Here is a 23,155-nt window from a genome sequence, read left to right on the forward strand (position 1 = left end):
TCTGTAGCGCGAAGCTCCTGCTTCGCGCCTCGTTAAACGACTAGCATGCGTGTTGTTCGGTCGACTATCGTTTAACGACACGCGAAGCGGGAGCTTCGCATTACAATCGTGCAACGACACACCTAGGACTTCTTCTCCTCTTTTGGTTCGGGGCCACGGAAGGCGTCGCGCTGGTTCACCACGGGCAGCTTCACCGGCCGGCCTTCGCGCGCCGATTGGTAGATGGCTTCCATGATCCGCTGATCTTGCAGGCCTTCCTCGCCCGGCGTGTACGGGTCCTTATTTTCCAGAAGGCACTCCGAGAAGTGGTCCATCTCCGTAGCAAACTGGTTTTTTGACCCTAGGGTAATTTGCTCGGTGCGCTCGGTCGTGCCTTCAGCGCGGGAGGTTTTGAGCTGCTGACCTTGGTAGGCAAACGCTTGGTCGAGGTGAATCCAGCCGCGCTCGGCCATCACCCGGTAGAGGCGCGAGTCGTGGGCGTTGTAGTCGGTAGCACAGTTCACCACGATGCCCCCAGGAAAGCGCATCTGCCAGGAACACAGCTCCTCCACTTCCGAGAACAACGGGTTGCCGGGAGTACTATAAGTGTAAGCCGATACTTCGGTGGGCTCGGTGCCCAGCAGAAAGCGAGTAGTATTCAGGCAGTATAGGCCAATATCGGGCAGGGCGCCGCCGCCAGCCAGCGCCTTCTTGTGGCGCCAGTGCCGTGGGTTAGCCGAGCTTTGGGTGTTGAACGCCTCCATCAGCTTGGGCTTACCAAATTGGTTGGACTGCACCATCTTGCGCACCATGCGGTTGTAAGGCTCATACTGAATGCGGTAGGCAACCATGAGCTTGCGACCCGCTTTTTTGCAGGCATCAATCATGGCTTCGCACTCGGCTACTGAGTTTGCCATGGGCTTTTCGCACAGGATGTGCTTGCCTGCCTGCGCGCCCCGAATAGTATATTCGGCGTGCATGGAGTTGGGCAGCACAATGTAAATCACCTGCACCGCCGGGTTGTCCTTCAGCTTGTCGTAGTTCTCGTAGCTGTAGCAGCTTTCGGGCTTAATGCCGTACTGCCGCGCTACCTTCTGCATCTTCTCGGGCGAGCCGCTTACCAGCGCCACTGGCCTCGACTTCTTGCACTCACCGAAGGCTGGCAGCAGTTCTTCCAGCGTCAGGTGACCTAGGCCCACCAGCGCGTAGCCCACCCGCTCATCGGGTGGCAGCGGCGTGGGCGTGGGCGGCGACTGGCGGTCGGCGTCTGATTTCCAAGCTTCCAGCTCAATGGGCTGCTCAACCGCGCTAGGCACAGTGGCAGGCGGGGAAACGGGCGCCGAGGAGGGTACTTTTTGCCCGTCCGGCCCAGCGAAGGTGGTAGATTCACCCGCGCTGTTGTTGCTGCAAGAAGTTATAATTCCCCCCACCACTCCTGCGGCTAGCCCCCGGCCGGCATATTGAAGAAACGCTTTGCGCGATACTTCCGTGGAAGCCTGGGCCAGCAAACCCTGCATAGCACTTGTCAGTTGATTCATCGTGTAATCAGGAATAGAATGGATGAAAGCCAGGGCTAGCCGACGATGCCACGCGAGCCAGCCCTTAACGAAAAAGGCCCACCAGCGATGCAGGCGGGCCTTTCGAGGGGAGAGTAGGATCAATTTTACGCACGGGCTGTCCAGTTGGTTATCTGGTTGTTCCGTCATGGAGGGCTTTGCTTTCCGCGGCCGATTCTTCCGCTACTTCGCCAGCCTTGCCCTAGCTTCACGCGTCGTTTCCTAGGCTTCACCCGTTTACGCCTCAGAAAATCAGTTCATCAGTCCACCACTTCATGTCGAAAGAACGCATTGCAATTGACATGGACGAAGTCATTGCCGACGCCGTCCACCGCTTCACCGAATGGTACCACCGAGACTTTAACGTGCTGCTCACCCCCGAGCATCTGCACGGCAAACACCTGCTGCAAGCTGTAGCGCCTGAGAATCAGCAGCACTTGCGTAAGTACCTGCACACCGTGGGCTTCTTCCAGGATCTGCCCGTGATGCCTGACAGCCAGGACGTTCTGCGTCGCCTTGCCGAGCGCTATGAGCTGTTTATTGCCACGGCCGCCATGGGTTTCCCGCTCTCGTTCAGCGAGAAGTTTGATTGGCTTCGGCAGCACTTCGACTTCATCCCGACGAGTCACGTCGTATTCTGCGGCAACAAAACCATTATCAACGCCGACTACCTCATCGACGACAATGCTTACAACTTCAAAGATTTTCGGGGAGAAGGCATCTTGTTTACCTCTCACCACAACGTAAACGAGACACGCTACCGCCGCGTGAACAGCTGGCTTGAGGTGGCGGAGCTATTTGGGGTCTAACATTTCGCCCCTATTTACCGTCTTATCGTCGCCAGGTTCTATGTCTTGCTACTGCCTTTCTCTTTCGGAGCGTATTTGGAAAGCTAGCTTTTTAAGTACGCTTCTGTTTTTAAGCAAATCCCTTGTGGCCTAGCTATTTTCTTCCCCTCATTCCTCTCTAATGAAGCAAATTTTACGGCATTTAGCCGGAGGCAGCGTACTGATAGCGTTGCCTTTACTCGCTGCTGCGCAAAACCCAACCAACTCCCCTACCGCCCCTCCCCCCGATACGCAAGGCGCCCAAGCCACCCAAATTACGCCGCCCCGCGCCACCGCTGCACCGCTTAAGGATGGTAAGCTAGCCCTCAACGAAGACGCCAGCCACTACGTGAAGCTCACGCTGGCCAACCAGGTGTGGCTGCGCTACAATCAAAGTAACCCCGGCACGCAGGTAAACGGCTACGCCCGCAAGGAAACGTTCGACGTGGGCATTCGTCGCTTTCGGATTCAGTTCTACGGCCAGCTCACCGACCGCGTGTTTATCTACTCGCAAATCGGCATCAACAACTTCAGCTACTTATCGGACCGCAAAGCGGGGTTCTTCCTGCACGATGCGGTAGGTGAATATTCGATAGCAAAAAACTACCTATCGCTTGGCACCGGCCTAGGTGCTTGGAACGGGTTGTCGCGCGCTACTGCTTCGTCGGTGGGCTCTATCATGGGTATCGATCTGCCCCTAGTTGCCGAAACGACCAACGACGTAAACGACCAGTTTGGGCGCAAGCTGAGCTTGTATGCCAAGGGTAAGCTAGGTCGCCTAGACTACCGGGTAGCCTTGAGCAAGCCGCTTATCATTCCGCGGGGTACCGCTATTGCATCTTACGCCACGTTCTCCAGCAAGCCGCCCAAACCGCAGGTACAAGGGTATTTTCAGTGGCAGTTCAAAGATTTGGAGAGCAACCTCACGCCGTATAGTGCCGGTACGTACCTGGGTAAAAAGCGGGTATTCAACCTAGGCGCAGGCTTTATTGTGCAGCCCCAAGCCACTTGGACGCGCGACGCCGGCCAGCTCGACACGACCGGCCACGCCATGAAGCAGTTTGCCGTCGATGCCTTCTACGATGCGCCCGTAAGCGATGCTCCGGATGCCCCGAGCGTGAGCTTCTACGCCACCGCCATGCACCTCGACTACGGTCCTCGCTACCTGCGTTATACGGCTCCTATGAACCCCGCCAACGGCTTAGCGGCTAGCACTACCAACCAGATCTTGGGGGCAGGTGGTACTTATGGCAATGCGGTACCGCTCTACGGCACAGGCAACGTTCTGTACGCGCAGGCTGGCTACAAGCTAAAGGACAACTTATTGGGCACTACCACCTTGATGCCCTATGCTAGTTACCAATATGCTCACTACCAGCGGCTAGCCGACAACCTTCACTACTACGATGTAGGCGTCAACTGGCTGCTAGTGGGGCACACGTCGAAGTTCACTGTCAGCTACCAGAACCGCCCCGTTTACCTCACCCAAACCAACGGTGACAACCGCGTCAGCTCGCGCCGCAGCGCAGTGGTGATGCAATACCAGGTGTATTTCAACTAAGTCGAATTCCCAAACCAGTACACAGGAGGCGTGTAACGCGACTACAAAGTTTGCGCTACACGCCTTCTTGCTTTAGTCGCACAGCGTTGGCAAGTCGGGCTGGCGGGCGAAGGCAAACATGGTGGCAAGCTGGTCGGGCGTGATGCGGTCGAGCGACAGGGCTAGGTTTGGAATCTCGCTTTCGTGCACCCACCGAATGCCGCTCGTTTCGGAAGTGCTGGTTCGCAAGTCGCCGCCAGTGGCGCGGCACAGCACAAAACACTTGTAGATGTACCAGGGCTGCGGCGGGTGCGCGGCGTGCTTTTTCTTATCGAAGAGAGCAAGCAGGCGTACGGCTTCCGTTTGCAGCCCGGTTTCTTCTTCCGCTTCTTTCACTGCCGTTTCAAAGGGCGTGTAGCCCACATCGGCCCACCCGCCCGGGAGCGTCCACCGGTCACCATCAATTTTTTCCTGCACCATTAGAATTTCTTCGGTACCCCGAAACAGCACGGCACGCACGTCGACTTTCGGGGTTTGGTAGCCGGTTTCGCTGGCGAAAAGGTGCGCAATCTTCTCAACGGGCTCATCGGATAGCTTACTCAGGATTTCTACGCTGAGGTCGCGCAACTCCTGGTAGCGTTCCAGGTCGTAAACGTTTTGACCGTAAGTCAGGCCCGCTTGCGCTAGAGCTTGAACACGCTGCGCAATGGTGAGCCAATCAGTATTTTTCATGCGGGCAAGATAGGCTTTCGGGCATTTCCTGAAGCTAGCTCGCCAACCAAATTGCGCCCCGCCTGGCTTTCTACTAACTTGCAATTCCTTTTGGCGCCACCCACTCATCTGCGCCGAAGCCCAAAACCAAGCACAAAGCACCACTAAAATGGGAAGAGCATTTGAATTCCGCAAAGGCCGCAAAATGAAGCGCTGGGACCGGATGTCGAAGGATTTCACACGGATCGGCCGGGAAATCGTAATGGCCGTGAAAGAGTCGGGTCCTAACCCGGATACTAACTCCCGCCTACGCACCGCCATCCAGAACGCCAAGGGTGTGAACATGCCCAAGGACCGCGTCGACGCTGCCATCAAGCGCGCCAGTAGCCGCGAAGAAAAAGACTATCAAGAAGTTGTGTACGAAGGTTATGCCCCCCACGGCGTAGCCATCGTGATTGAAACAGCCACCGATAACCCCGTGCGGACGGTGGCCAACGTACGCATGTACTTCAACCGCGGCAACGGCGCCCTCGGCACGGCTGGCTCCTCCGACTACACTTTCACCCGCAAAGGCGTGTTCAAGCTAGCCGCCGAAGGCCTCGACGTGGATGAACTGGAGCTAGAACTCATCGACGCCGGTGCCGACGACGTGTACACCGACCAGGAAGAGGACGAGCAAGGCAACGTGAAAGACTTCATTGTGGTGGAAACGGCCTTCACCGACTTCGGTCAGATGCAGAAAGCCCTGGAAGAGAAGCACCTCAACGTTGTCAGCGCCCAACTCCAGCGCATCCCCAACACGCGCGTTAGCCTCAACGATGAGGAAGCCGAAGAGGTCCTAAACCTCATCGAGAAATTTGAAGAGGATGACGACGTGCAGGCTGTGTATCACACGCTAGGCTAGGTCAGCACTGTCATTCCGAGTGCAGCGAGGAATCTGGATTGACTTCTTGCTTAGCTAGCTTCGGAAAGTAAAAACGGCACGGGCCGCTCCGATCGGGGCGGCCCGTTGCGTTCTGCACCTTCTAAAATAATGAAAAAGCTTAGACTGTTTGTATTAATAACTAGCGTGCTATGCTACTGCTTGTCGCTAACACAGGACGCTTTTTATATTGATAGAGTTGATCATAATGCATGGTCATCGGGACTTTGGCTGCTATTGGTAGGTTGGCTAGGTGCGCTAATGGGAGGTGGTGCAGCTCTGACTTGGCTTGCCAATCCAGCATTATTCTTTTCTTGGTTCTTGCTTTTTGGCGATGTAAAGTCAGCTGTGTTGGCTGGAGTTGCAGCCTCTATTATCGCTCTATCTTTTCTCCTATTTACTGAAGTTATTACCAGTGAAGCTCCTACTTATTCTAAAATAACTTTTTACGGACTAGGGTATTGGTTGTGGCTATCTAGTTGTCTCACAATAGCAATTGGAGCAACTGCACTGTATCGTTTACGTCACGAGTGAGCAGAAATTTGATCCGGACATATTAAATGCAAAGAAACTTAAGAGCATTGCATTAGCTCCTAAGCGCCTTCCGCAAAATGCGCCAAGAAGATGGCTAACTAACTTTTCCTAAAACGGTCGGATTGCGCGCGTTAAAGCTCACGAGAGTATGTTGCCATCAGAAACCTAAAAGCCTAGAGTAGCTTCACCTACATGCCCACCGAAAAAGAGAAAATGCTAGCCGGCGAGTTGTACCAAGCCAACGACCCCGAGCTAGTGGCCGAGCGCTTATGCGCCAAAACGCTGTGCCACCGTTACAATCAGCAACCCGTGGAGCTAGACAAGCGCGTGCTGAGCGAACTGCTCGGCTACGAAACCGACGCGCACATTGAAACCACGTTCCGCTGCGACTACGGCTACAACATCAAGCTAGGTCGAAATTTCTACGCCAACTACAACCTAGTAGTGTTAGACTGCGCGACGGTTATCATTGGCGATGATGTGTTTCTGGCGCCGAATGTGGTGATCAGCACGGCTGGCCACCCAGTAGAAGCAGGACCTAGGGTAGCAGGTTGGGAATTTGCCAAGCCAATTACCATTGGCAATAAAGTATGGCTAGGCGCGGGTGTGCTGATAATGCCCGGCGTAAGCATCGGCGACAATGCAGTGATTGGGGCGGGCAGTGTGGTCACGCGCTCCATCCCAGCGAATACCGTGGCCGTGGGCAATCCGTGCCGCGTGATTCGCGAGTTACCGGATCAGACGAGTTAGGTTTCTGCCCTTTAGAGTACCACGAAGAACTTGGGTCGACGCACCTAGGTTTGGTCTCTCAAACCTATCAAGGCACTCGAAAGGACAGCTTAGAGCGCCTAACCTAAAACTTATTCGTGGTCTAAACTCAACTTCTCGCTTAAATTGCAGCCCGCCGAAAAGCCATTCAAGCTTCGGCGGGCTTTTTTATCTTGTCATCCGGCAACTCACAAACGGCACTCCATATGCTCCGCACCGACTGGACCCTCGACGAAGTCAAAGCAATTTATCACCAGCCCGTGCTGGAATTGGTAGCGCAGGCTGCCGCCGTACATAAGGAACACCAAACCACCGGCGAAGTGCAGGTGTGCACGCTGTTGAGCGTAAAAACCGGTGGCTGCCCCGAAGATTGCGCTTATTGCCCCCAAGCCGCCCGTTACCACACGGGCGTGCAAGCCCATAAGCTTCTCCCTGACGCTGAAGTGATTGCGGCCGCCCAACGCGCTAAAGACTCGGGCAGCACCCGCTTCTGCATGGGCGCCGCCTGGCGCGAAGTGCGCGACAACCGCGACTTCGACCGGGTGCTGAACATGGTAACCGAAGTGAACAACCTAGGTATGGAAGTGTGCTGCACCCTAGGCATGGTGAACGAGTACCAGGCCGAGCGCCTCAAGCAAGCCGGCCTCTACGCCTACAACCACAACCTCGACACGAGCGCCGAAAACTACTCCAACATCATCACCACGCGCACCTACGACGACCGCCTCGATACGCTGGAACACGTGCGCAAAGCGGGTATTTCGGTGTGCAGCGGCGGCATTATTGGCCTAGGTGAAACCGACGAAGACCGTGTAGCCATGCTGCACACACTGGCCACGCTACCCGCCCACCCCGAGTCGGTGCCGGTGAATGCGCTGGTGCCGGTGCAAGGCACGCCCCTCGCCGACCAACCTCGCGTGAGCGTGTGGGAGATGCTGCGCATGATTGCCACCGCCCGCATCCTGATGCCCAAAACGATGGTTCGCCTCTCCGCTGGTCGGCAGGAAATGCCGGTATCGGAACAGGCATTGTGCTTCCTGGCCGGGGCCAATTCCATCTTCTCGGGCGAAAAACTACTCACTACACCGAACCCTGACTTCGACGCCGACAAGCAAATGTTTGCGACCCTAGGTCTGACGCCTCGCAAGTCGTTCAAGGATGTACCAGTAGGCGCCACAGTGCTAGGCAAAGCTGAAGCGGTAACAGTAGAAGCGTAGTTGGCAATCATTAACCGCGCAAAACCTTTTCATCTGTCATCCTGAGCTTGCGAAGGACCTTCTCACGCCTGAATGCTAATCGTTGCTACGACTCTTTCAAGCGTGAGAAGGTCCTTCGCAAGCTCAGGATGACAGATGATTTTTGTTCATAATGTCCCAGCACCTGCTTCTTCAACGCCTTGCCCAGCAGCTCGCTAAGCGTGAAGCCGAAGGCACTCGCCGCCACCTGACTACTGCCAGCGCCGTCCGCGTTGATTTCAGCTCTAACGATTACCTGGGGCTAGCTAGCTCGGAGGCACTGAAGGCGGCACTCCAGAAAGAAGTTGCTGAAGCAGCAGGCAGCACTGGTTCGCGCCTGCTTACCGGCAACTCTGCTTCGGCTGAAGCCTTGGAAGCACACTTGGCTAGCTTCCACCGCGGTGAAGCCGCGTTGCTGTTCAACTCCGGCTACGCTGCCAACCTAGGTTTTTTTGCGGCCGTGCCGCGGCGCGGGGATGTTATTTTTTATGATGAAGCCAGCCATGCTTCGGTGAAGGATGGTATTCGGGGCAGCTTCGCCACGGCGTATAGCTTCCGCCACAACGACGTGGCGGACCTAGAACGGCGGCTACGCCGGCTAGACCTAGCTGCTGGCGGTGCCGTATTTGTGGCGGTGGAAGCGTTGTATTCCATGGATGGCGACCAAGCCCCGTTGCGAGACCTTGCGACTTTCTGCCAGCAGGAAGAATTGTATTTAGTTGTTGATGAAGCGCATACTAACGGCTTGTATGGTCCAAATGGCGAGGGGCTGGTGGTGGAGCTAGGATTGACGGAACAGGTTTTTGCCCGGGTACTCACCTTCGGCAAAGCCTTGGGCAGTCAGGGAGCGGCCGTGGTGGGAGCGGCTGTGCTGCGCGACTTTCTCATCAATTTCAGCCGTCCTTTCATTTATACCACGGCCCTGCCGCCTGCTACCATTGCAGCTCTCACGGCAGCTTATCAGCTCCTTCCCACGCTCACGGCAGAGCGGCAGCAGTTGTTCGCCCTCTCCGATTTGTTGAAAGCGACACTGAATGCCGTAGCTGGCCTCCACGTACCGGAAGCGAGCCACGTTATTCATCCCATCTTTTTCCCGACGGCCACCGGTGGCCCGGCCCACGTGCGTGCCGTGGCGCAAGCGGCGCAGGCAGCGGGCTTCGATGTCCGCCCGATTGTGTCACCGACGGTTCCAGTTGGGACTGAGCGGCTACGACTTATCATCCACAGCTTCAACACCGAAGCTGAGATCCTAGCTTTGGCTGACGTGTTGCGCGCGGCAGCCAGCTAATGCTTTCTTACATGACTCCTGAACGCTTATTTGTCACTGGTATCGGCACGGATGTGGGTAAAACCTTCGTTGCCGCTATTCTCACCGAAGCCCTAGGTGCCGACTATTGGAAGCCGGTGCAGGCTGGCCTCACCCCCACCACCGACACAGCTACGGTGCAGCAGTTGGTTACGAATCTGACCACTTACTTCCACCCAGAGACGTACCGCCTACAATTGCCGGCGTCACCTCACGCGGCGGCGGCCGCCGAAAATATTCTTATCCGGCCCGAAGATTTCACGCTTCCTGCAACTGACAACCACCTGATTGTGGAAGGTGCGGGCGGCTTGCTAGTGCCACTGGCGCCGGGCTTTTTGATAGCAGATTTAGCAGTTCAGCTAGGGCTAGCGACTATTGTAGTCTCCCGCAATTACCTAGGCAGCATCAATCATACCTTGTTGACCTTGGAAGCGCTCCGTCAGCGCGGGCTGTCCGTTCGGGGGGTGGTGTTCAATGGTGAACCAAACCCAGCGACGGAAGATTTTATTACGCAGCACACGGGGGTGCTCGTGTTACCTAGGATTCTGCCAGAGCCAACGGTAAATGCAGCGGTTGTCAGTCGCTACGCCGCCGCCTTCAAGACTGCCTTCGGGCTGTAGGAACGCGCCACGACGCCTTCGGCTTTCCTACCAGCAGAGCCACAACCCAACTTCTGCCTCCAACGATTGTCATTCATGTGAGAACGCGCCGTGGCGCGTTCCTACGTACCTTATTTATTTGAACAGAATGTCTCTCGCCACCCGCGACCACGCCGTTATCTGGCACCCCTACACCCAGATGCAAACCGCCCCGCTGCCTATTCCTATCGTGCGCGGAAAAGGCGCTTGGCTGTACACGGAAGACGGTACCGCCTACCTCGATGCCATTGCTTCGTGGTGGGTCAACCTGCATGGACACGCCAACGCGCACATTGCCGAGCGAGTTAGCAACCAATTGAACACGCTTGAGCACGTGATATTTGCGGGCTTCACCCACCCTTCGGCCGTAGAGCTGGCAGAGCAGCTACTAGAGATTCTGCCCTCTAATCAAGCCCGCATCTTTTACTCCGATAATGGCTCGACGGCAGTAGAAGTAGCCCTGAAAATGGCGCTGCAATACTTCCACAACCTAGGCCGGCCGCGCAAAACAATCGTGGCCTTTCGCGACAGTTACCACGGCGACACGTTCGGGGCCATGGCGGTGAGCAGCCGCGGGGCCTTCACGGCGCCGTTTGCACCCCTTCTTTTTGATGTGGCCTTTATTGATGTGCCCACGCCGGGTCGAGAAGCCGAAAGCCTAGCGCAGCTTGAAGCGGTAGCAGCGCTGGGCGACGTGGCAGCGTTCATCTTTGAGCCGTTGCTGCTCGGTACAGCCGGCATGATTACGTATTCGCCCGAAGCCCTGAACGCCCTGATGGCCTGCTGCCAACGCCACGGCATCCTGACCATCGCCGATGAGGTAATGACAGGTTTCGGCCGCACCGGGCGGCTGTTTGCTAGCGAGTACCTAGCTAGTCAGCCCGACATGGTGTGCCTTTCTAAAGGACTAACGGGAGGCACGATGGCACTCGGCGTGACAAGTTGCGCTGCTCCGGTTTACGATGCTTTCTTGAGCGAAGACAAGCTCAAAACGCTCTTCCACGGCCACTCCTACACAGCTAACCCAGTAGCTTGCTCGGCGGGATTGGCTAGCATGGAACTTACCCGCTCGGCCGAATGTGCGGCCAGCCTAGCGCGTATCAACCTAGCCCACCAGCAGTTTGCCCAAGAAATGACTGACCAGCCGGGCATTCGCGACATCCGGTTGCTAGGTACCGTGCTAGCCCTCGAGTTTGCCGTAGACACCTCAACTACCTACTTCAGTTCCCTGCGCGACGAGCTATATCAGTTGGCCCTGTCCCACCGCGTCATTCTGAGGCCGCTCGGCAACATCGTTTACACCATGCCTCCTTATTGCACAACCGATGAGGAGTTGCAGCTGATTTACAGCGTAATGCGCCAAATGCGCGAGTTGGTAGTAAGCAAAACGAAGTAGACACAAGCCACTCAGACGATATCGTCTGCTAACGCCAACAGCAACCAGCCGGATACCTTTGGCATCCGACCGGCAGGCAAATACCTGATTTGAAGATTACGAAATGTCTGCTGAAGACCTGATTATTATTCGCGGTAGCGGCAGTGTTTCGGCGTTAGGCCTAGGTTCGGCCCCTTATGGCGCACCCGAAGCAACCTTCACGGCGCGGCAGCTAGGCTCTAGTGCAGTGGCAGTAGCCGCTTTGCCAACCGCTGCGGAGGCAGCGCTAACCGCCTTGCGCCAGCAGCACCCCACCTACCGCCAACTCGACCGCACGGTATTGCTAGCCCTGGTGGCTGCTCGTCAGGCTGCTGCACAAGCGGGGTGGTCCGGTGCCGAAGAACTAGCGTCGCTAGCGGTTAGCATCGGTTCTTCGCGCGGCGCAACAGGACGCGTAGAGCAGTTTCACGAGCAGTTTCTGACGGAAGGCACCGTGCCAGCTGCCGCCTCGCCGCTCACGACCCTAGGCAACGTAGCCAGTTGGGTGGCCTACGATGCCAGTGCCCACGGCAGCGCGGCGCTGAGCCATTCCAGCACGTGCAGCAGCGCCTTTCAAGCGCTCGGCAATGCCCTGGCGTGGCTCCGAGCGGGCATGGCGGAGCTTTTTCTGGCGGGTGGTGCCGAAGCTCCGCTCACCGATTTCACCTTGGCCCAGATGCAGGCTATTGGCATTTATTCGCCCTTCGCGGCAGCAGAGTGGCCTTGCCGGCCCGGCGCAGGTGCTCCTTCCACGTTCACGCTCGGCGAAGGAGCCGCGGTGTTTGCCCTGGAAAAAGCTAGCTACCAAACCATTCAACAGCAAAAGCTTGTTCGCCCAAACCAACCCATTTTTCAATTGGAAAGCGTAGGCTTTGGCTTCGAAGCCATTGGCAGCAAAACTGGCCTTTCCCGCGACGGTCAGCACTTCCAAACAGCTATGCGGCAGGCCTTGCGCCAGGCCAACCGTAGGCCCGACGAGGTAGACGCCCTCGTGCTACACAGCCCCGGTACGCCCGCCGGCGACGCAGCTGAGCGGGCGGCCATACAGGCTGTTTTCGGGGAAAACACCCCGCCGCTCACCTCCAACAAGTGGCTGCTCGGTCATACCCTAGGCGCTTCGGCGGCGCTCAGCCTAGATTATGCCCTGCACCTGCTCACCACCCAGACCTGGCCGACTGCACCATTTGCCACCGACCTAGCTCCTGCTCCTACGCGCCCGCTCCGCCGATTATTAATCAACGCTGCGGGTTTTGGGGGCAACGCTGCCAGTGCCTTAGTGTCTTTGATGCAGTAACATAATACTTTCAGGTAGCGGGTTGCGCGTAGCTAGGTACACACACCTACCTCGGTTCATTCGCCCTACAGCGCAAACCAAAAGTTCGCGTTACTTTACTAACGTTCCATAACCTAAATACCTTAGATGAAACTTCACTTTACTCTTTTACTTGCTACGGCCGCCAGTATTGCGCCCTCTTTTTTGCGTGCCCAAAGCGCCCCGCCTACCACGCCCGACCCGGCTATCAAACAGATGGTGGAAGCCATTTCGGCCAAGAACCTAGAAGATGATATCCGTAAAATGGTGTCTTTCGGTACCCGCCATACGCTGAGTGATACCAAGGATAAAAAGCGCGGCATCGGGGCAGCGCGTAACTGGGTTGAGCAGGAGTTCCGGAAGTATGCCAAAGCCAGCGGCAACCGCTTGAAAGTGGAGCAGGATACCTTCACGCTCAACCCCGACGGCCGCCGCATCGATAAGAAAACGCTGATGGCTAACGTGATGGCCACACTGCCTGGCACTGACCCCAACGACAACCGCGTGTTCATCGTGAGTGGCCACCTCGACTCGCGCGTGACCGACGTGATGAACCGCACCAGCGACGCCCCTGGCGCCAACGACGACGCTTCGGGTGTGGCTTTGGTAATGGAAATGGCGCGCGTAATGTCGCAGAAACAATACCCATGCACGCTGATCTTCGTGGCCGTGCAAGGCGAAGAGCAGGGTCTGCTAGGCTCGGGCTACCTCGCCAAGAAGGCCAAAACGCAGGGCTGGAACTTGGTGGGCATGCTCAACAACGACATTGTAGGCAACTCAAAAGGCTTCGATCCGGAAATCTCTGACAACAAGCACATTCGGGTATTTAGCGAGGGAGTACCGGCTACCGAAACACCCGAGCAGGCTCAGCTACGCCGCACACTCAGCAGCGAGAACGACTCGCCAAGCCGGCAGTTGGCCCGTTACGCCAAAACGGCCTGCGAGCAGTATGTGTCCGACTTCGGCGTGATGGTGGAGTATCGCCCCGACCGCTTCCTGCGTGGCGGCGACCACACGCCCTTCAACCAACAAGGCTTCACCGCTGTGCGCTTCACCGAGCCCAACGAGAACTTCAACCACCAACACCAGGATCTGCGCACGGAGAACAACATCGTGTACGGCGACAACCCCGAGTTTGTGGATTACCAGTACTTGCGTAAAAATGCGGGCGTGAACTTGGCCACCATGGCCAGCCTAGCTCTCGCCCCTGATGCCCCCCAAAACGTGGGCGTGCTCACCGCCAAGCTCACGAACCGCACCGAGCTAAAATGGGATGCGCCCAAAACCGGCCGCAAACCCGCCGGCTACTACGTGCTGATGCGCGAAACCAGCAGCCCCGTATGGCAGCAGAAGTTCTTCTCTAGCGGCACCACCGCCGACTTACCTCATAGCAAAGACAACTATATTTTCGGGGTAGCCTCGGTGGATGAAGCTGGGCACGAGAGTTTGCCGGTTATTCCGAAGCCGGTTCGATAGTACCAATTATTTATGTAGTGTAAGCATATGTGGCTCAGCAAGATCATCCTCAGTTTGTCGATTATGAGCTACATATGCTTAGACTCAATAGCTGTACACGCTCAAGTTGACGCAAGCCTCTGGATAGCTGTTTGGCCAAGTAGAATAGAGCTTCCTATTCAGCCAAGTCAGGTTTTTTTGTTCTCTACTTCTAGTTATGACTTCCTGAAAAAGGCGATGCAACAGCTTGACTCTGACATTCAGGTCTATCTCTGGTCTGCCCATGATTCGGTACCGCTGCGAGTGCATGACCGTTTAAGTAGCGCGAATGGCAATATGAGGCTCTTACTTCAGCCTGAACGCCCATTATTAATGGATAGCTTGTATGAGCTACGTGCTAGCCGCGGCGAAGAGAATGTGTTCTATTACTTCCAACAGAATGAGCCTACTGTACCAGGTAGACGTGGCAGAACCCGTTATAGGTGGCGGGTAGTAAGCACACCAGATACAAAAGCCCCTATCTGGTGTGCTACGCCTATGGTGACGAAAAAAGTGTATGAAGCATGGGGTGAGGCTCCATCTAATTATGTCTCCTTCTCTTATCCCCTACAGGACACTTCGACTTGTATAATCAAAGCAGTCGTTCAACATGTGCGCGATGGGTGCAAATTCACTACTTATTTGAAGCCGTGGCAAAACCAACTCTTTCTTGGAGAGTTTGACGAAGACAATTTTCGCTTTGCTTCAGGGGAAGATTATAACGTTACATTCGAGGCCATAGATGCTGCTGGTAACCGTGCTACTGCTAATGGATCTGCTCTTCCGTTTCAAGCGCCTACTAAGAGCCCTACAATTTGGGGGGAATATTGAATATCCTAGTCGCTGATAATGCCTATCCGCTCAGTCAAATGGAATAATAACTTGACTGCTGATACTTTATCGTCTAATCCAATAGTTCGCAGGAACTTATCAGAGCAGCAGCTAAATGAAGCTAGGCCAGTCTCTTCTAGCTGGTAGTTGGGCAGCAGATAGCCTGATCGGGCTATATAGAGTTGACAGTGAGTAAGCCTACGAGGCGTGTAGGCAATAGTCAGCAAAATCCAACTTAAGTAGACCTGTACAATTAATCAATCAGCAGCACTACTATCTGTTTGTCAGCACGTTATTCTCGCATAATCTGACATTTATGTGGTTCTCGATAGTAAGGCACGATATAATGGCCATGAGTTGAAAGCCCGTAAATTCGTTCTGTTGTGCCAGCCTAGAATATCATAAGTGGCTGCCATACTCAACATCATGAACCACTTGCCACTTCGATTGCTCACTGGCACACTCGCTTTGCTGGTTTTAAGCTGTGATCTTAACAAGGAAGATGCTTTCACAGTAGTCGAAGGTAAGGTGATGAACCCATACCTTGGCCAACCGGTAGCGGGGGTATCAATTGTAGCATATCGCGTCCTTAATTCCTGGAGTGGCCCCTTTATCGATTCGTTAACGGCCGCAGAGACGGACGCAGCTGGCTACTACCAGCTTTCCTTTGATGCAAGTAAATCCGCCAGATACGAGGTTAGGATGCGGTCTACTAACGTGTATGATGTAACGAACGGCTTTGATGGGTATGCAGAAGCAGAACGCGGCACCGCTAACCACCTAAACTTTTCCGTCACGCCTTACAAAACGGTGACCTTAGACGTTAACTCCAGCAAAGGCGGTAAAACCGACATTTCCTTTGGCTACTTCACCAATGACCCAGGCAATTGGGTCGGCGGGACTATCTTCTATGATACACTGAAAGCGCATCAGGACTTTCATTTTTTACAGACCATCCGCGTCGTACCTAATCGTACGTACCGATTCAATAGAACAACCGCAAACCGCTACAAAGTCCCCAACACGTATTACTACGATTTCAGGGATTATGCTTCGACTTTTATCGATCGTACAGTTGGGTACAATGACACAACCGTGATTACATTCAGGTAATAGCTTACGCTAGTTTCAGCGGGGTTGATCCCCAGGCAGCTACTATAGCAGCTGTTGCAACTTGTTAACTATTCATTCTTTTGCACCTAGCTCTGCGCCTGTTTTTACAATTGCTTTGCGCAATTTTGTTGCCGCTCAGCGCGCTGGCTCAACGCGCGCCGCGGCCCACCTTCCAAGTCGTGCCCCTAGGCGTGAACGGCGGCATTACTGAGGACAACCTATCGGCCTACTTGCTCGCGCCGGTTAACTCAACTAGTTACATCAGCCTCGATGCGGGCACGTTGCGAGCGGGTATTGAGCGAGCTATTGTGGCGAAGACCTTTGAGGTACCGGCAGAAGTGGTGCAACGGCGCTACATCAAAGCGTACTTCATTTCTCACCCTCACCTCGACCACCTAGCCGGCCTGCTACTCAACGCGCCGGACGATACAGCCAAAACCATCTACGCGCAGCCGTCTTGCCTGGAGACGATTCAGACGCACTACTTTAATTGGGCGAGTTGGCCAAATTTCGGTGATGTGGGCGCGGCACCTGCGTTGAAGAAGTATCATTACCAACGGTTGACCCCTAGCACCGAAACGCCGGTGACCGGCACTAACATGAGCGTCCGAGTTTTCCCGCTGAGCCACGGCAAGCCCTACGAAAGCGCGGCCTTTCTTGTGCGCAGTCAGGAAGCGTACGTGCTCTACCTAGGTGACACCGGCGCCGATGCCGTAGAACGCACGGACAAGCTGCATTACCTGTGGCAAGAAGTAGCGCCCCTGTTGAAAGCGCACAAGCTCAAGGGCATTTTCATCGAAGCCTCCTACCCCAACGAGCAACCCGAGTCGCAGCTTTTCGGCCACCTCACACCCCGGCTATTACTACAGGAGCTGACGAACCTAGGTCAGCTCAGCGGCGCTGAGGCGTTGCGCAATTTACCTGTTATCATCACCCACCTGAAGCTCACTGGCGACAACAAAGCGCGTATCCAACAGCAGCTTCAGCAGGCCAATACCCTAGGGTTGAAGTTAATCTTCCCCGAGCAAGGGCAACGGTTGCTACTGTAGGAACGCGCCAGGGTACGTTCGTCGTCTGTGTATTGCCTACGGGGAAACGATTCGTGCGTAGTCGCTCAACGATTGAACGCGCCGTGGCGTGTTTCTACAACCTGCCCGAACTAGTATTTCTGAAACGGCAAGAAAGCCTTTTCCAAAATGATAAAAGATGCTCAGCTAAAGGGAAGACAATATTGCTTTACGATAATCATTACACCTGTTATACAGACTCTTACATAAAAAACACTACTCTCAAGAAAGTTAGCTTCAGGTAATTTGCCCCTCGGCACTGGCTTTGTGACCTGACTCGGTACGGTCATCAAGCGCATTCCGCCGCTCATCGGAGTGCGCTTGATGACCGCAATCAAACCCTGTCACCTTACAGTCTTCACCACCATGCTACCTTTAGCTATTCTCCTGATTGTTGTTGCCTTTTTTCTACTCGGGCTTTGTATTTCTCAGGAATACGAGCGGGCTATTGTTTTCCGCCTAGGTCGGTTCACGGGTACTCGCGGACCAGGGCTGTACTGGATTATCCCCTTCATTGAGCGCCGGAAAACCATCGACATTCGCACCAAAACCGTGGACTTGGAGCAACAGGAAACCATCACCAAGGACAGCGTAACCATTAAGGTCAATGCGGTGCTGTGGTTCCGGGTGGTGGCGCCAGATGCCGCGGTTATCAAGGTGGCCAACTACAACCAAGCCGTCTACCAATTGGCGGTTACGGCCTTGCGCAACATCATCGGACAGCACCAACTCGATGAAGTGCTGCGCGGCCGGCAACAGATTAACGCCACGCTTCAGCAGCTCGTAGACGCCGCCACCGAGAACTGGGGTGTGAAGATTGAGCTGGTTGAAATTAAAGACGTGGAGATTCCCGTATCGATGCAACGGGCCATGGCGCGCGAGGCCGAGGCCATTCGGGAAAAACGGGCCCGCATCATCAAGGCCGAAGCCGAGCTGGAAGCTAGCATCAAACTCACGCAAGGTGCGCAGCAAATGGAAAACAGCCCCATGGCCCTGGAGTTGCGCCGCATGCAGATGGTTTCGGAAATTGGTATCGACAACAATACCACGACTGTTGTGCTGATTCCCTCGGAGTTCAGTCACGCCGCTCAAAGCCTGAACAAATTGGCTAAAGTCGCTGAGCACGTGTAAGCGCCACGTAACGTTAGCTAACTCCATCAATCAAAAAGCGGGTACTCCAGTTGGAGCACCCGCTTTTGCGTGAGCCAGAACTACCTAGGCCTGAAGCGAAGCCGCCGCCGAGCTGAGCGTCTGACCGAGCTGTTGGAGCTTGGCACTGGCATCGGGAGTAGCGCTAGCAGCAGCTTTGCTCGTGTGCTCGCCGAGCGTTTGCAACGACTGGCTGATCTGGGCAGCGTCGCCGCTACCGATGGCGCTCTTCAAGTTCTTTAGTTCTGCTGAAATAGCGCTTAGAGCAGGGCTACCGGCTCCGTCCAGCGTAGAAATCCAGCCGTCGATGTTGTCAGCTGCGGCCGGAGCGGCGGCGCTAAGGCCTCCACCAAGTGCTTGTAAGGTGGCGTCAAGTTGGTTGGGTGATTGTGAAGATTCCATAGTGGAAAGAATAGTTTGGGTGAAAACGATTGTGAACACCTATACTACTCTACCCTGTATTTAATGTTGATTATCAATATTTTAAACAAGCCAAGCTAAAACATATTTCGCTCTAACTGGTGTGCACATAATAGGGCCTAGCACAACGGTAGAGCGTATAAAAAAAGCTGGCTTCACTCTGCTATGAGTGAAGCCAGCCTAAATCTTACACACTTAAATTTTTTAGCAAAAAATTAACACAAGCTCATCCGGTGGTACTTGGTTGACCAACGCAACTTCTGCCGCTGTAGCGTTGTGCTTGGCGCGTTAGAAAACCACTTTTCGCAAAGCCCACAGACTCCAGATAATTACCATCAGCCCGACACAGATAAACATCGTCCGGATAGGTAAGCGGCCAGCCAAACGAGCCGCGAAAGGAGCTGCGGCCACGCCCCCTACGATCAGCCCCAGCACGATTTGCCAGTGCGTGATACCTAGGGTAGCGAAGAACGTGAGGGCACTGGCGAACGTGACGAAGAACTCCGTCAGGCTAACCGAGCCAATAACATAGCTCGGCGTGCGGCCTTTTGCAATGAGCGTGCTCGTAACTAACGGCCCCCAGCCGCCACCGCCGAACGAATCGAGGAAGCCCCCGGCAGCAGCCAACCAGCCCACATGCTTGATCTTGCGCTTGCCCTCCTGCTTTTTGAAAGCGCGCACAATGATGCGGATACCGAGCAGGAGAAGGTACACGGCCAAAAAGGGCTTGACATACTTGGCGTACTCCTCACCGAAGCGAGAAAGCAAGTATGCTCCCGTTACGGCGCCGAGAATACCCGGAATGAGCAAGGCTTTGAACAAGCGCTTGTTGACGTTGCCAAACTTGTAGTGACTATAGCCCGAAGCACCACTCGAAAACATCTCGGCCGTGTGAATGCTGGCGCTAACAGCCGCGGGCGAAATATTCATTGACATTAGGCTAATAGCCGTCACCACGCCGTAGCCCATGCCGAGCACCCCATCTACGATCTGTGCTCCGAAGCCAACAGCCACGAAAGCATAGAACATGCCCCCGTTGCGCATGGCGTCGTATACTTGGGGCAAGGTGATGTAGAAGGAAGCAATATTGAGCGCAATAAATGCAGCAAACGTAATGAGCGCACCCGTTGCCACGCGGCGCCAATAGATTGTTGCCGGCGACTCGTAGGCCGGGCCGCCCGCTAGCTCCGCTGTCACAGCGTTCAGCGATTTTACTTTCTCGGCAAAATCTCCCTGAATACGGTTGCGAATGGCTGTCATCTGCTGCAGCAACTCATGTACTTCATCGGGCAACGTTTCCTCCAACACTGCCCGCAGACGCTTGGCGACCGTCGGTGACTTGCCGTTAGTGGATATGGCTATCTTCAGATCACCCTTCTGCACTACCGACGACAAGTAGAAGTCGCACTGGTCGGGCGTGTCGGCTACGTTGGTGAGGAGGTGGCGGGCGGCAGCTTGCGCCTTGATGTGCCGGTGCAAGGCCGGATCATCGGTGGCGGCAAACACAAAATCTTGGTCGTTGAGGTCGTCGTCGGAGTACGGACGCTCAAATATTTGCACGCGTGGGTGCCGCGCCGCTAGCTCGCGCAAAGCGGGCTGCACCGTAGTGCCCACCACCGTGACGGCGGTGGCGGGACTATTGCGCAGAATGGCCGTCAGCTTCTCCAGGCCCACATTACCGCCTCCCACCAGCAGCACCCGAAATTGCTCCAGCTTAATAAAAACCGGAAACAACGGGTTAGCTGCCGGGGCGGGCGCGGATGCAGCAGCGGCAACGGCTGGGCTAACTTCCGCGTTGGTAGGCACAGGGTTCAGCGTATTAGGCATGGAAGTTTAGTCCGTGAGTTGTGGCTTGCACATGACCCTGGCGAATAACAAAATCACCAAAACGCTCCCCGGTTTGGCGCTGCTTGGCGTAAGACTCCAGCAAGGGCGTGAGCGTTTGCATGATACCTTCCTCGTCCAGCATTTCCTTGTAGAGCTTGTTTAGTCGCTCGCCTTCGTGGTCGGCACCTAGGTAGAGGTTGTAGCGGCCAGGCGAACGGCCGATCAGGCCGATTTCACCTAAGTATGGCCGGCCGCAGCCGTTGGGGCAACCGGTCATGCGGATCAGGATGCCGTCGTTTTCCAACTCGTTAGCGCGGATAACGACGTCGAGGCGGTCGAGCAAGTGCGGCAAATAACGCTCGGCCTCGGCAAAGGCGAGTGAGCAGGTATTCAGGGCCGTGCAGGCAATGGAGTGCAGGCGCAACGCCGTTTGCTTCTCGGTTTTGGCCCACACACCGCGGGTTTCCAGAATCTCTTGGATGCGGGTGCGGTGCTGCGTCTCGATGTTGGCCAGTACTAGGTTCTGGTTGCCGGTCAGGCGAAACTCGCCGGTGTGGAACTCGGCGATTTCGCGCAGAGCTGTCTTCAGCTCGAAGCCTGGCTGGTCGTGCACACGGCCACCTTCGATGAACAGCGTCAGGTGCGCCTTATTAAGCCCGTCGCCGATAGACCAGCCGAAGCTGTCCCCTGAGGTTTCGAACTTATACGGCCGGGCCGGAGCTAGGTCGCGCCCAAAACGCTGCCGCAACTCACCCAAAAAGGTATCGAGGCCTACCCGGTCGATGGTGTACTTGAGGCGCGAGAACTTGCGGTTTTCACGGTTGCCCCAGTCGCGCTGAATCGTTACGATCTTCTCGCACAAATCCACCGTGTCTTCTACTGGTACAAACCCGATCAGGTCAGCCAAACGCGGGTAGGTTTCGGGCATGCCGAACGTCATACCTAGGCCACCACCGATAGCCACGTTGAAGCCTACTAATTTGCCGTTTTCTTCAATGGCAATCAGGCCGATGTCGTTGGAGAAAATATCGGTATCGTTTTGCGGCGGCACGGCCAGCGCAATCTTGAACTTGCGGGGCAGGTACGTGGAGCCGTAAATCGGCTCGTGGTCGGTGTGCTCCACCTCACGCTCCGTGGTCAGGGCACTGCTGTAGGCTTGCTGGCCGTTCAGCCACAAATCCCAGTACGCGGTGGTGCGCGGCGTGAAGTGCTGGCTGAGCGCGGCGGCTACTTCGTGCACTTGCTTATGCACGCCCGACTCGTGCGGATTGGCCGAGCACATTACGTTGCGGTTCACGTCGCCGCAACCGGCAATGCTGTCGAGCAGCACGTCGTTGAAGCCCTGAATGGTGCGCTGCAAATCGCGCTTCAGCACGCCGTGAATCTGAAACGACTGGCGGGTAGTAAGCTTCAGCGTGTCGTTGCCGTAGCGAACAGTTAGCTCATCCATGCGTAGCCACTGCTCGGCATTCACCACGCCGCCCGGTACGCGCACGCGCAGCATGAACGAATACAGCGGCTCTAGCTTCTGCCGCTTCCGCTCGCTTTCTAGGTCGCGGTCGGTTTGCTGGTAGAAGCCGTGAAATTTGATCAGCTGGGTATCGTCAGCCGCCACAGAACCAGTGATGGGGTTCTCCAGGCTTTCGGCAATCGTGCCACGCAAGAAGTTGCTGGCCGTCTTGATGTGTTCGACTTCGGAGAGTTTCGGATTACTTGAAGTATCTGCCATTAGTAAGGTTGTGGCGAGGAAGGTAGCTGCGCAGATGCAGCGCGCAGATCTAGGTTATGAAAATAGAACACCCGGATGGTGTGCTGGTTGCGGTACGTGTCGCCAGCCGGGAGCTGTTGGAATAGGTGCATGTAACCGGCTTGTACCTGCGCCTGTTTGCTTATTTGGTACGCCACACCCGCAAACAAGCGGTTTTGGTCGAAGTAGTTGTACCGTACTTCTTTGCCCAAGTTAACCATTACCTCGTCATTCAGCAGAAACTGCCAACTGCCGGGGTCGAAGTTGCGGCGCGTCAGAGGCAGGAACAGCGCCATGTTGAAGCGGGTTCGATAATTGAAAGCATAACCCGGCGCCAAGGCCTCATTATTGCGGATATTTCGCCGAAAACGCTCCTCCAGCCGCACCCATTGCATGAGTCGCGCCTTCGGGAATTTGGTAAACCACTGCACTTGTTGCCAAGGGCGGTGTTCAGGCATGCCGATCCGCCGAGCCCCGTCGGGGAAGTGGTGCACGTAGGCGTAACCAGCCGTCAGGCGCACATCATCTGTGAGGTAATACGTCAGGCCAACGCGGGCAACGGTCTGAAACATATCATGCACAAACTGATCGTGCAGGCGCAGGTGCAAATCCGTCCAGGTGCCCCAGCGTTGCGAAAAGCGCGTTTGGTTGAACACCCCCACCCAGGTCTGGCGCTCCTGCACAAAGTTCTTCTGCGCCCACAGGGGTTGCCCAGCCAGTAGCAGACTTACAACGAGAAGAGACAGAAACCGCTTCATCCTTGTA

21 protein-coding genes are annotated in these 23,155 nt (G+C 55.5%); 15 read left to right on the forward strand and 6 right to left on the reverse strand.

The window, feature by feature from the left end:
- Positions 1–122: 122 nt before the first annotated feature.
- Positions 123–1,517: a Gfo/Idh/MocA family oxidoreductase gene (locus tag SD425_RS18060; RefSeq protein WP_324679569.1), complete on the reverse strand. Its 1,395-nt coding sequence runs from the start codon at positions 1,515–1,517 to the stop codon at positions 123–125.
- A gap of 293 nt (positions 1,518–1,810) precedes the next feature.
- On the opposite strand from SD425_RS18060, the gene SD425_RS18065 reads away from it, so the two are divergent.
- Both SD425_RS18065 and SD425_RS18070 read left to right on the forward strand, forming a co-directional pair.
- Positions 1,811–2,344, forward strand: coding sequence for a 5' nucleotidase, NT5C type (locus SD425_RS18065; protein WP_324671362.1), 534 nt, complete (start codon positions 1,811–1,813; stop codon positions 2,342–2,344).
- Positions 2,345–2,504: 160 nt separating this feature from the next.
- Positions 2,505–3,923, forward strand: a complete 1,419-nt coding sequence (locus SD425_RS18070) for a hypothetical protein (RefSeq protein ID WP_324671363.1) — start codon at positions 2,505–2,507, stop codon at positions 3,921–3,923.
- A gap of 72 nt (positions 3,924–3,995) precedes the next feature.
- Here the strand turns inward: SD425_RS18070 and SD425_RS18075 are convergent, their stop codons facing one another.
- Positions 3,996–4,634: an NUDIX hydrolase gene (locus SD425_RS18075; RefSeq protein ID WP_324671364.1), complete on the reverse strand. Its 639-nt coding sequence runs from the start codon at positions 4,632–4,634 to the stop codon at positions 3,996–3,998.
- Between the two features lie 148 nt (positions 4,635–4,782).
- Between SD425_RS18075 and SD425_RS18080 the strand changes: the two genes are divergently transcribed.
- The 13 genes from SD425_RS18080 (at position 4,783) to SD425_RS18140 (ending at position 18,378) form a co-directional block, all read left to right on the forward strand.
- Positions 4,783–5,517: a YebC/PmpR family DNA-binding transcriptional regulator gene (locus SD425_RS18080; RefSeq protein WP_324671365.1), complete on the forward strand. Its 735-nt coding sequence runs from the start codon at positions 4,783–4,785 to the stop codon at positions 5,515–5,517.
- Positions 5,518–5,646: 129 nt separating this feature from the next.
- Complete coding sequence (locus SD425_RS18085; RefSeq protein WP_324671366.1) at positions 5,647–6,069, forward strand: hypothetical protein; 423 nt, start codon at positions 5,647–5,649, stop codon at positions 6,067–6,069.
- A gap of 192 nt (positions 6,070–6,261) precedes the next feature.
- Positions 6,262–6,819: a sugar O-acetyltransferase gene (locus SD425_RS18090; protein ID WP_324671368.1), complete on the forward strand. Its 558-nt coding sequence runs from the start codon at positions 6,262–6,264 to the stop codon at positions 6,817–6,819.
- A gap of 224 nt (positions 6,820–7,043) precedes the next feature.
- Positions 7,044–8,054 carry a biotin synthase BioB gene (gene bioB / locus SD425_RS18095; protein WP_324671369.1) on the forward strand — a complete coding sequence of 337 codons (1,011 nt, stop codon included), beginning with the start codon at positions 7,044–7,046 and terminating at the stop codon, positions 8,052–8,054.
- 151 nt (positions 8,055–8,205) lie between these two features.
- Entirely contained in the window at positions 8,206–9,360 is a 1,155-nt protein-coding gene (locus SD425_RS18100; protein ID WP_324671370.1) for an aminotransferase class I/II-fold pyridoxal phosphate-dependent enzyme, read from the forward strand.
- 11 nt (positions 9,361–9,371) lie between these two features.
- Entirely contained in the window at positions 9,372–9,998 is a 627-nt protein-coding gene (gene bioD, locus SD425_RS18105) for a dethiobiotin synthase (RefSeq protein ID WP_324671372.1), read from the forward strand.
- 127 nt (positions 9,999–10,125) lie between these two features.
- On the forward strand, positions 10,126–11,412 hold the full coding sequence (bioA, locus tag SD425_RS18110; RefSeq protein ID WP_324671374.1) for an adenosylmethionine--8-amino-7-oxononanoate transaminase: 1,287 nt from the start codon (positions 10,126–10,128) through the stop codon (positions 11,410–11,412).
- A 103-nt stretch (positions 11,413–11,515) separates the two neighbouring features.
- Positions 11,516–12,724, forward strand: coding sequence for a beta-ketoacyl synthase N-terminal-like domain-containing protein (locus SD425_RS18115; protein ID WP_324671376.1), 1,209 nt, complete (start codon positions 11,516–11,518; stop codon positions 12,722–12,724).
- A 126-nt stretch (positions 12,725–12,850) separates the two neighbouring features.
- Positions 12,851–14,218 (forward strand): M28 family metallopeptidase, encoded by a 1,368-nt coding sequence (locus SD425_RS18120; RefSeq protein ID WP_324671377.1) that lies wholly within the window; start codon positions 12,851–12,853, stop codon positions 14,216–14,218.
- A gap of 27 nt (positions 14,219–14,245) precedes the next feature.
- Complete coding sequence (locus SD425_RS18125; RefSeq protein ID WP_324671378.1) at positions 14,246–15,067, forward strand: hypothetical protein; 822 nt, start codon at positions 14,246–14,248, stop codon at positions 15,065–15,067.
- A gap of 426 nt (positions 15,068–15,493) precedes the next feature.
- Entirely contained in the window at positions 15,494–16,180 is a 687-nt protein-coding gene (locus tag SD425_RS18130; protein ID WP_324671380.1) for a hypothetical protein, read from the forward strand.
- Positions 16,181–16,305: 125 nt separating this feature from the next.
- Positions 16,306–17,229: a 3',5'-cyclic-nucleotide phosphodiesterase gene (locus SD425_RS18135; protein WP_324671381.1), complete on the forward strand. Its 924-nt coding sequence runs from the start codon at positions 16,306–16,308 to the stop codon at positions 17,227–17,229.
- 384 nt (positions 17,230–17,613) lie between these two features.
- Positions 17,614–18,378, forward strand: coding sequence for a slipin family protein (locus SD425_RS18140; RefSeq protein ID WP_324671382.1), 765 nt, complete (start codon positions 17,614–17,616; stop codon positions 18,376–18,378).
- A gap of 84 nt (positions 18,379–18,462) precedes the next feature.
- On the opposite strand, the gene SD425_RS18145 is transcribed toward SD425_RS18140, so the two are convergent.
- The 4 genes from SD425_RS18145 to SD425_RS18160 form a co-directional block, all read right to left on the reverse strand.
- The gene (locus tag SD425_RS18145) at positions 18,463–18,798 is read right to left on the reverse strand and encodes a hypothetical protein (protein ID WP_324671383.1); all 336 of its coding nucleotides are present in this window, start codon (positions 18,796–18,798) and stop codon (positions 18,463–18,465) included.
- A gap of 306 nt (positions 18,799–19,104) precedes the next feature.
- Positions 19,105–20,643 carry a TSUP family transporter gene (locus SD425_RS18150; protein ID WP_324671384.1) on the reverse strand — a complete coding sequence of 513 codons (1,539 nt, stop codon included), beginning with the start codon at positions 20,641–20,643 and terminating at the stop codon, positions 19,105–19,107.
- Complete coding sequence (locus tag SD425_RS18155) at positions 20,636–22,372, reverse strand: NADPH-dependent assimilatory sulfite reductase hemoprotein subunit (protein ID WP_324671385.1); 1,737 nt, start codon at positions 22,370–22,372, stop codon at positions 20,636–20,638. Before SD425_RS18155 ends, SD425_RS18150 begins: the two co-directional genes overlap by 8 nt.
- Positions 22,372–23,148 carry a DUF2490 domain-containing protein gene (locus tag SD425_RS18160; protein ID WP_324671386.1) on the reverse strand — a complete coding sequence of 259 codons (777 nt, stop codon included), beginning with the start codon at positions 23,146–23,148 and terminating at the stop codon, positions 22,372–22,374. Before SD425_RS18160 ends, SD425_RS18155 begins: the two co-directional genes overlap by 1 nt.
- Positions 23,149–23,155: the final 7 nt, after the last annotated feature.

This window comes from Hymenobacter sp. GOD-10R, assembly GCF_035609205.1.
GTDB lineage: Bacteria > Bacteroidota > Bacteroidia > Cytophagales > Hymenobacteraceae > Hymenobacter.

Bases quoted from the DNA above. Each gene is read 5' to 3' on its own strand.
- SD425_RS18060 (WP_324679569.1), bottom strand. From the start codon at position 1,517: ATGAATCAACTGACAAGTGCTATGCAGGGTTTGCTGGCCCAGGCTTCC.
- SD425_RS18065 (WP_324671362.1), top strand. From the start codon at position 1,811: ATGTCGAAAGAACGCATTGCAATTGACATGGACGAAGTCATTGCCGAC.
- SD425_RS18070 (WP_324671363.1), top strand. From the start codon at position 2,505: ATGAAGCAAATTTTACGGCATTTAGCCGGAGGCAGCGTACTGATAGCG.
- SD425_RS18075 (WP_324671364.1), bottom strand. From the start codon at position 4,634: ATGAAAAATACTGATTGGCTCACCATTGCGCAGCGTGTTCAAGCTCTA.
- SD425_RS18080 (WP_324671365.1), top strand. From the start codon at position 4,783: ATGGGAAGAGCATTTGAATTCCGCAAAGGCCGCAAAATGAAGCGCTGG.
- SD425_RS18085 (WP_324671366.1), top strand. From the start codon at position 5,647: ATGAAAAAGCTTAGACTGTTTGTATTAATAACTAGCGTGCTATGCTAC.
- SD425_RS18090 (WP_324671368.1), top strand. From the start codon at position 6,262: ATGCCCACCGAAAAAGAGAAAATGCTAGCCGGCGAGTTGTACCAAGCC.
- bioB (WP_324671369.1), top strand. From the start codon at position 7,044: ATGCTCCGCACCGACTGGACCCTCGACGAAGTCAAAGCAATTTATCAC.
- SD425_RS18100 (WP_324671370.1), top strand. From the start codon at position 8,206: ATGTCCCAGCACCTGCTTCTTCAACGCCTTGCCCAGCAGCTCGCTAAG.
- bioD (WP_324671372.1), top strand. From the start codon at position 9,372: ATGACTCCTGAACGCTTATTTGTCACTGGTATCGGCACGGATGTGGGT.
- bioA (WP_324671374.1), top strand. From the start codon at position 10,126: ATGTCTCTCGCCACCCGCGACCACGCCGTTATCTGGCACCCCTACACC.
- SD425_RS18115 (WP_324671376.1), top strand. From the start codon at position 11,516: ATGTCTGCTGAAGACCTGATTATTATTCGCGGTAGCGGCAGTGTTTCG.
- SD425_RS18120 (WP_324671377.1), top strand. From the start codon at position 12,851: ATGAAACTTCACTTTACTCTTTTACTTGCTACGGCCGCCAGTATTGCG.
- SD425_RS18125 (WP_324671378.1), top strand. From the start codon at position 14,246: ATGTGGCTCAGCAAGATCATCCTCAGTTTGTCGATTATGAGCTACATA.
- SD425_RS18130 (WP_324671380.1), top strand. From the start codon at position 15,494: ATGAACCACTTGCCACTTCGATTGCTCACTGGCACACTCGCTTTGCTG.
- SD425_RS18140 (WP_324671382.1), top strand. From the start codon at position 17,614: ATGCTACCTTTAGCTATTCTCCTGATTGTTGTTGCCTTTTTTCTACTC.
- SD425_RS18145 (WP_324671383.1), bottom strand. From the start codon at position 18,798: ATGGAATCTTCACAATCACCCAACCAACTTGACGCCACCTTACAAGCA.
- SD425_RS18150 (WP_324671384.1), bottom strand. From the start codon at position 20,643: ATGCCTAATACGCTGAACCCTGTGCCTACCAACGCGGAAGTTAGCCCA.
- SD425_RS18155 (WP_324671385.1), bottom strand. From the start codon at position 22,372: ATGGCAGATACTTCAAGTAATCCGAAACTCTCCGAAGTCGAACACATC.
- SD425_RS18160 (WP_324671386.1), bottom strand. From the start codon at position 23,148: ATGAAGCGGTTTCTGTCTCTTCTCGTTGTAAGTCTGCTACTGGCTGGG.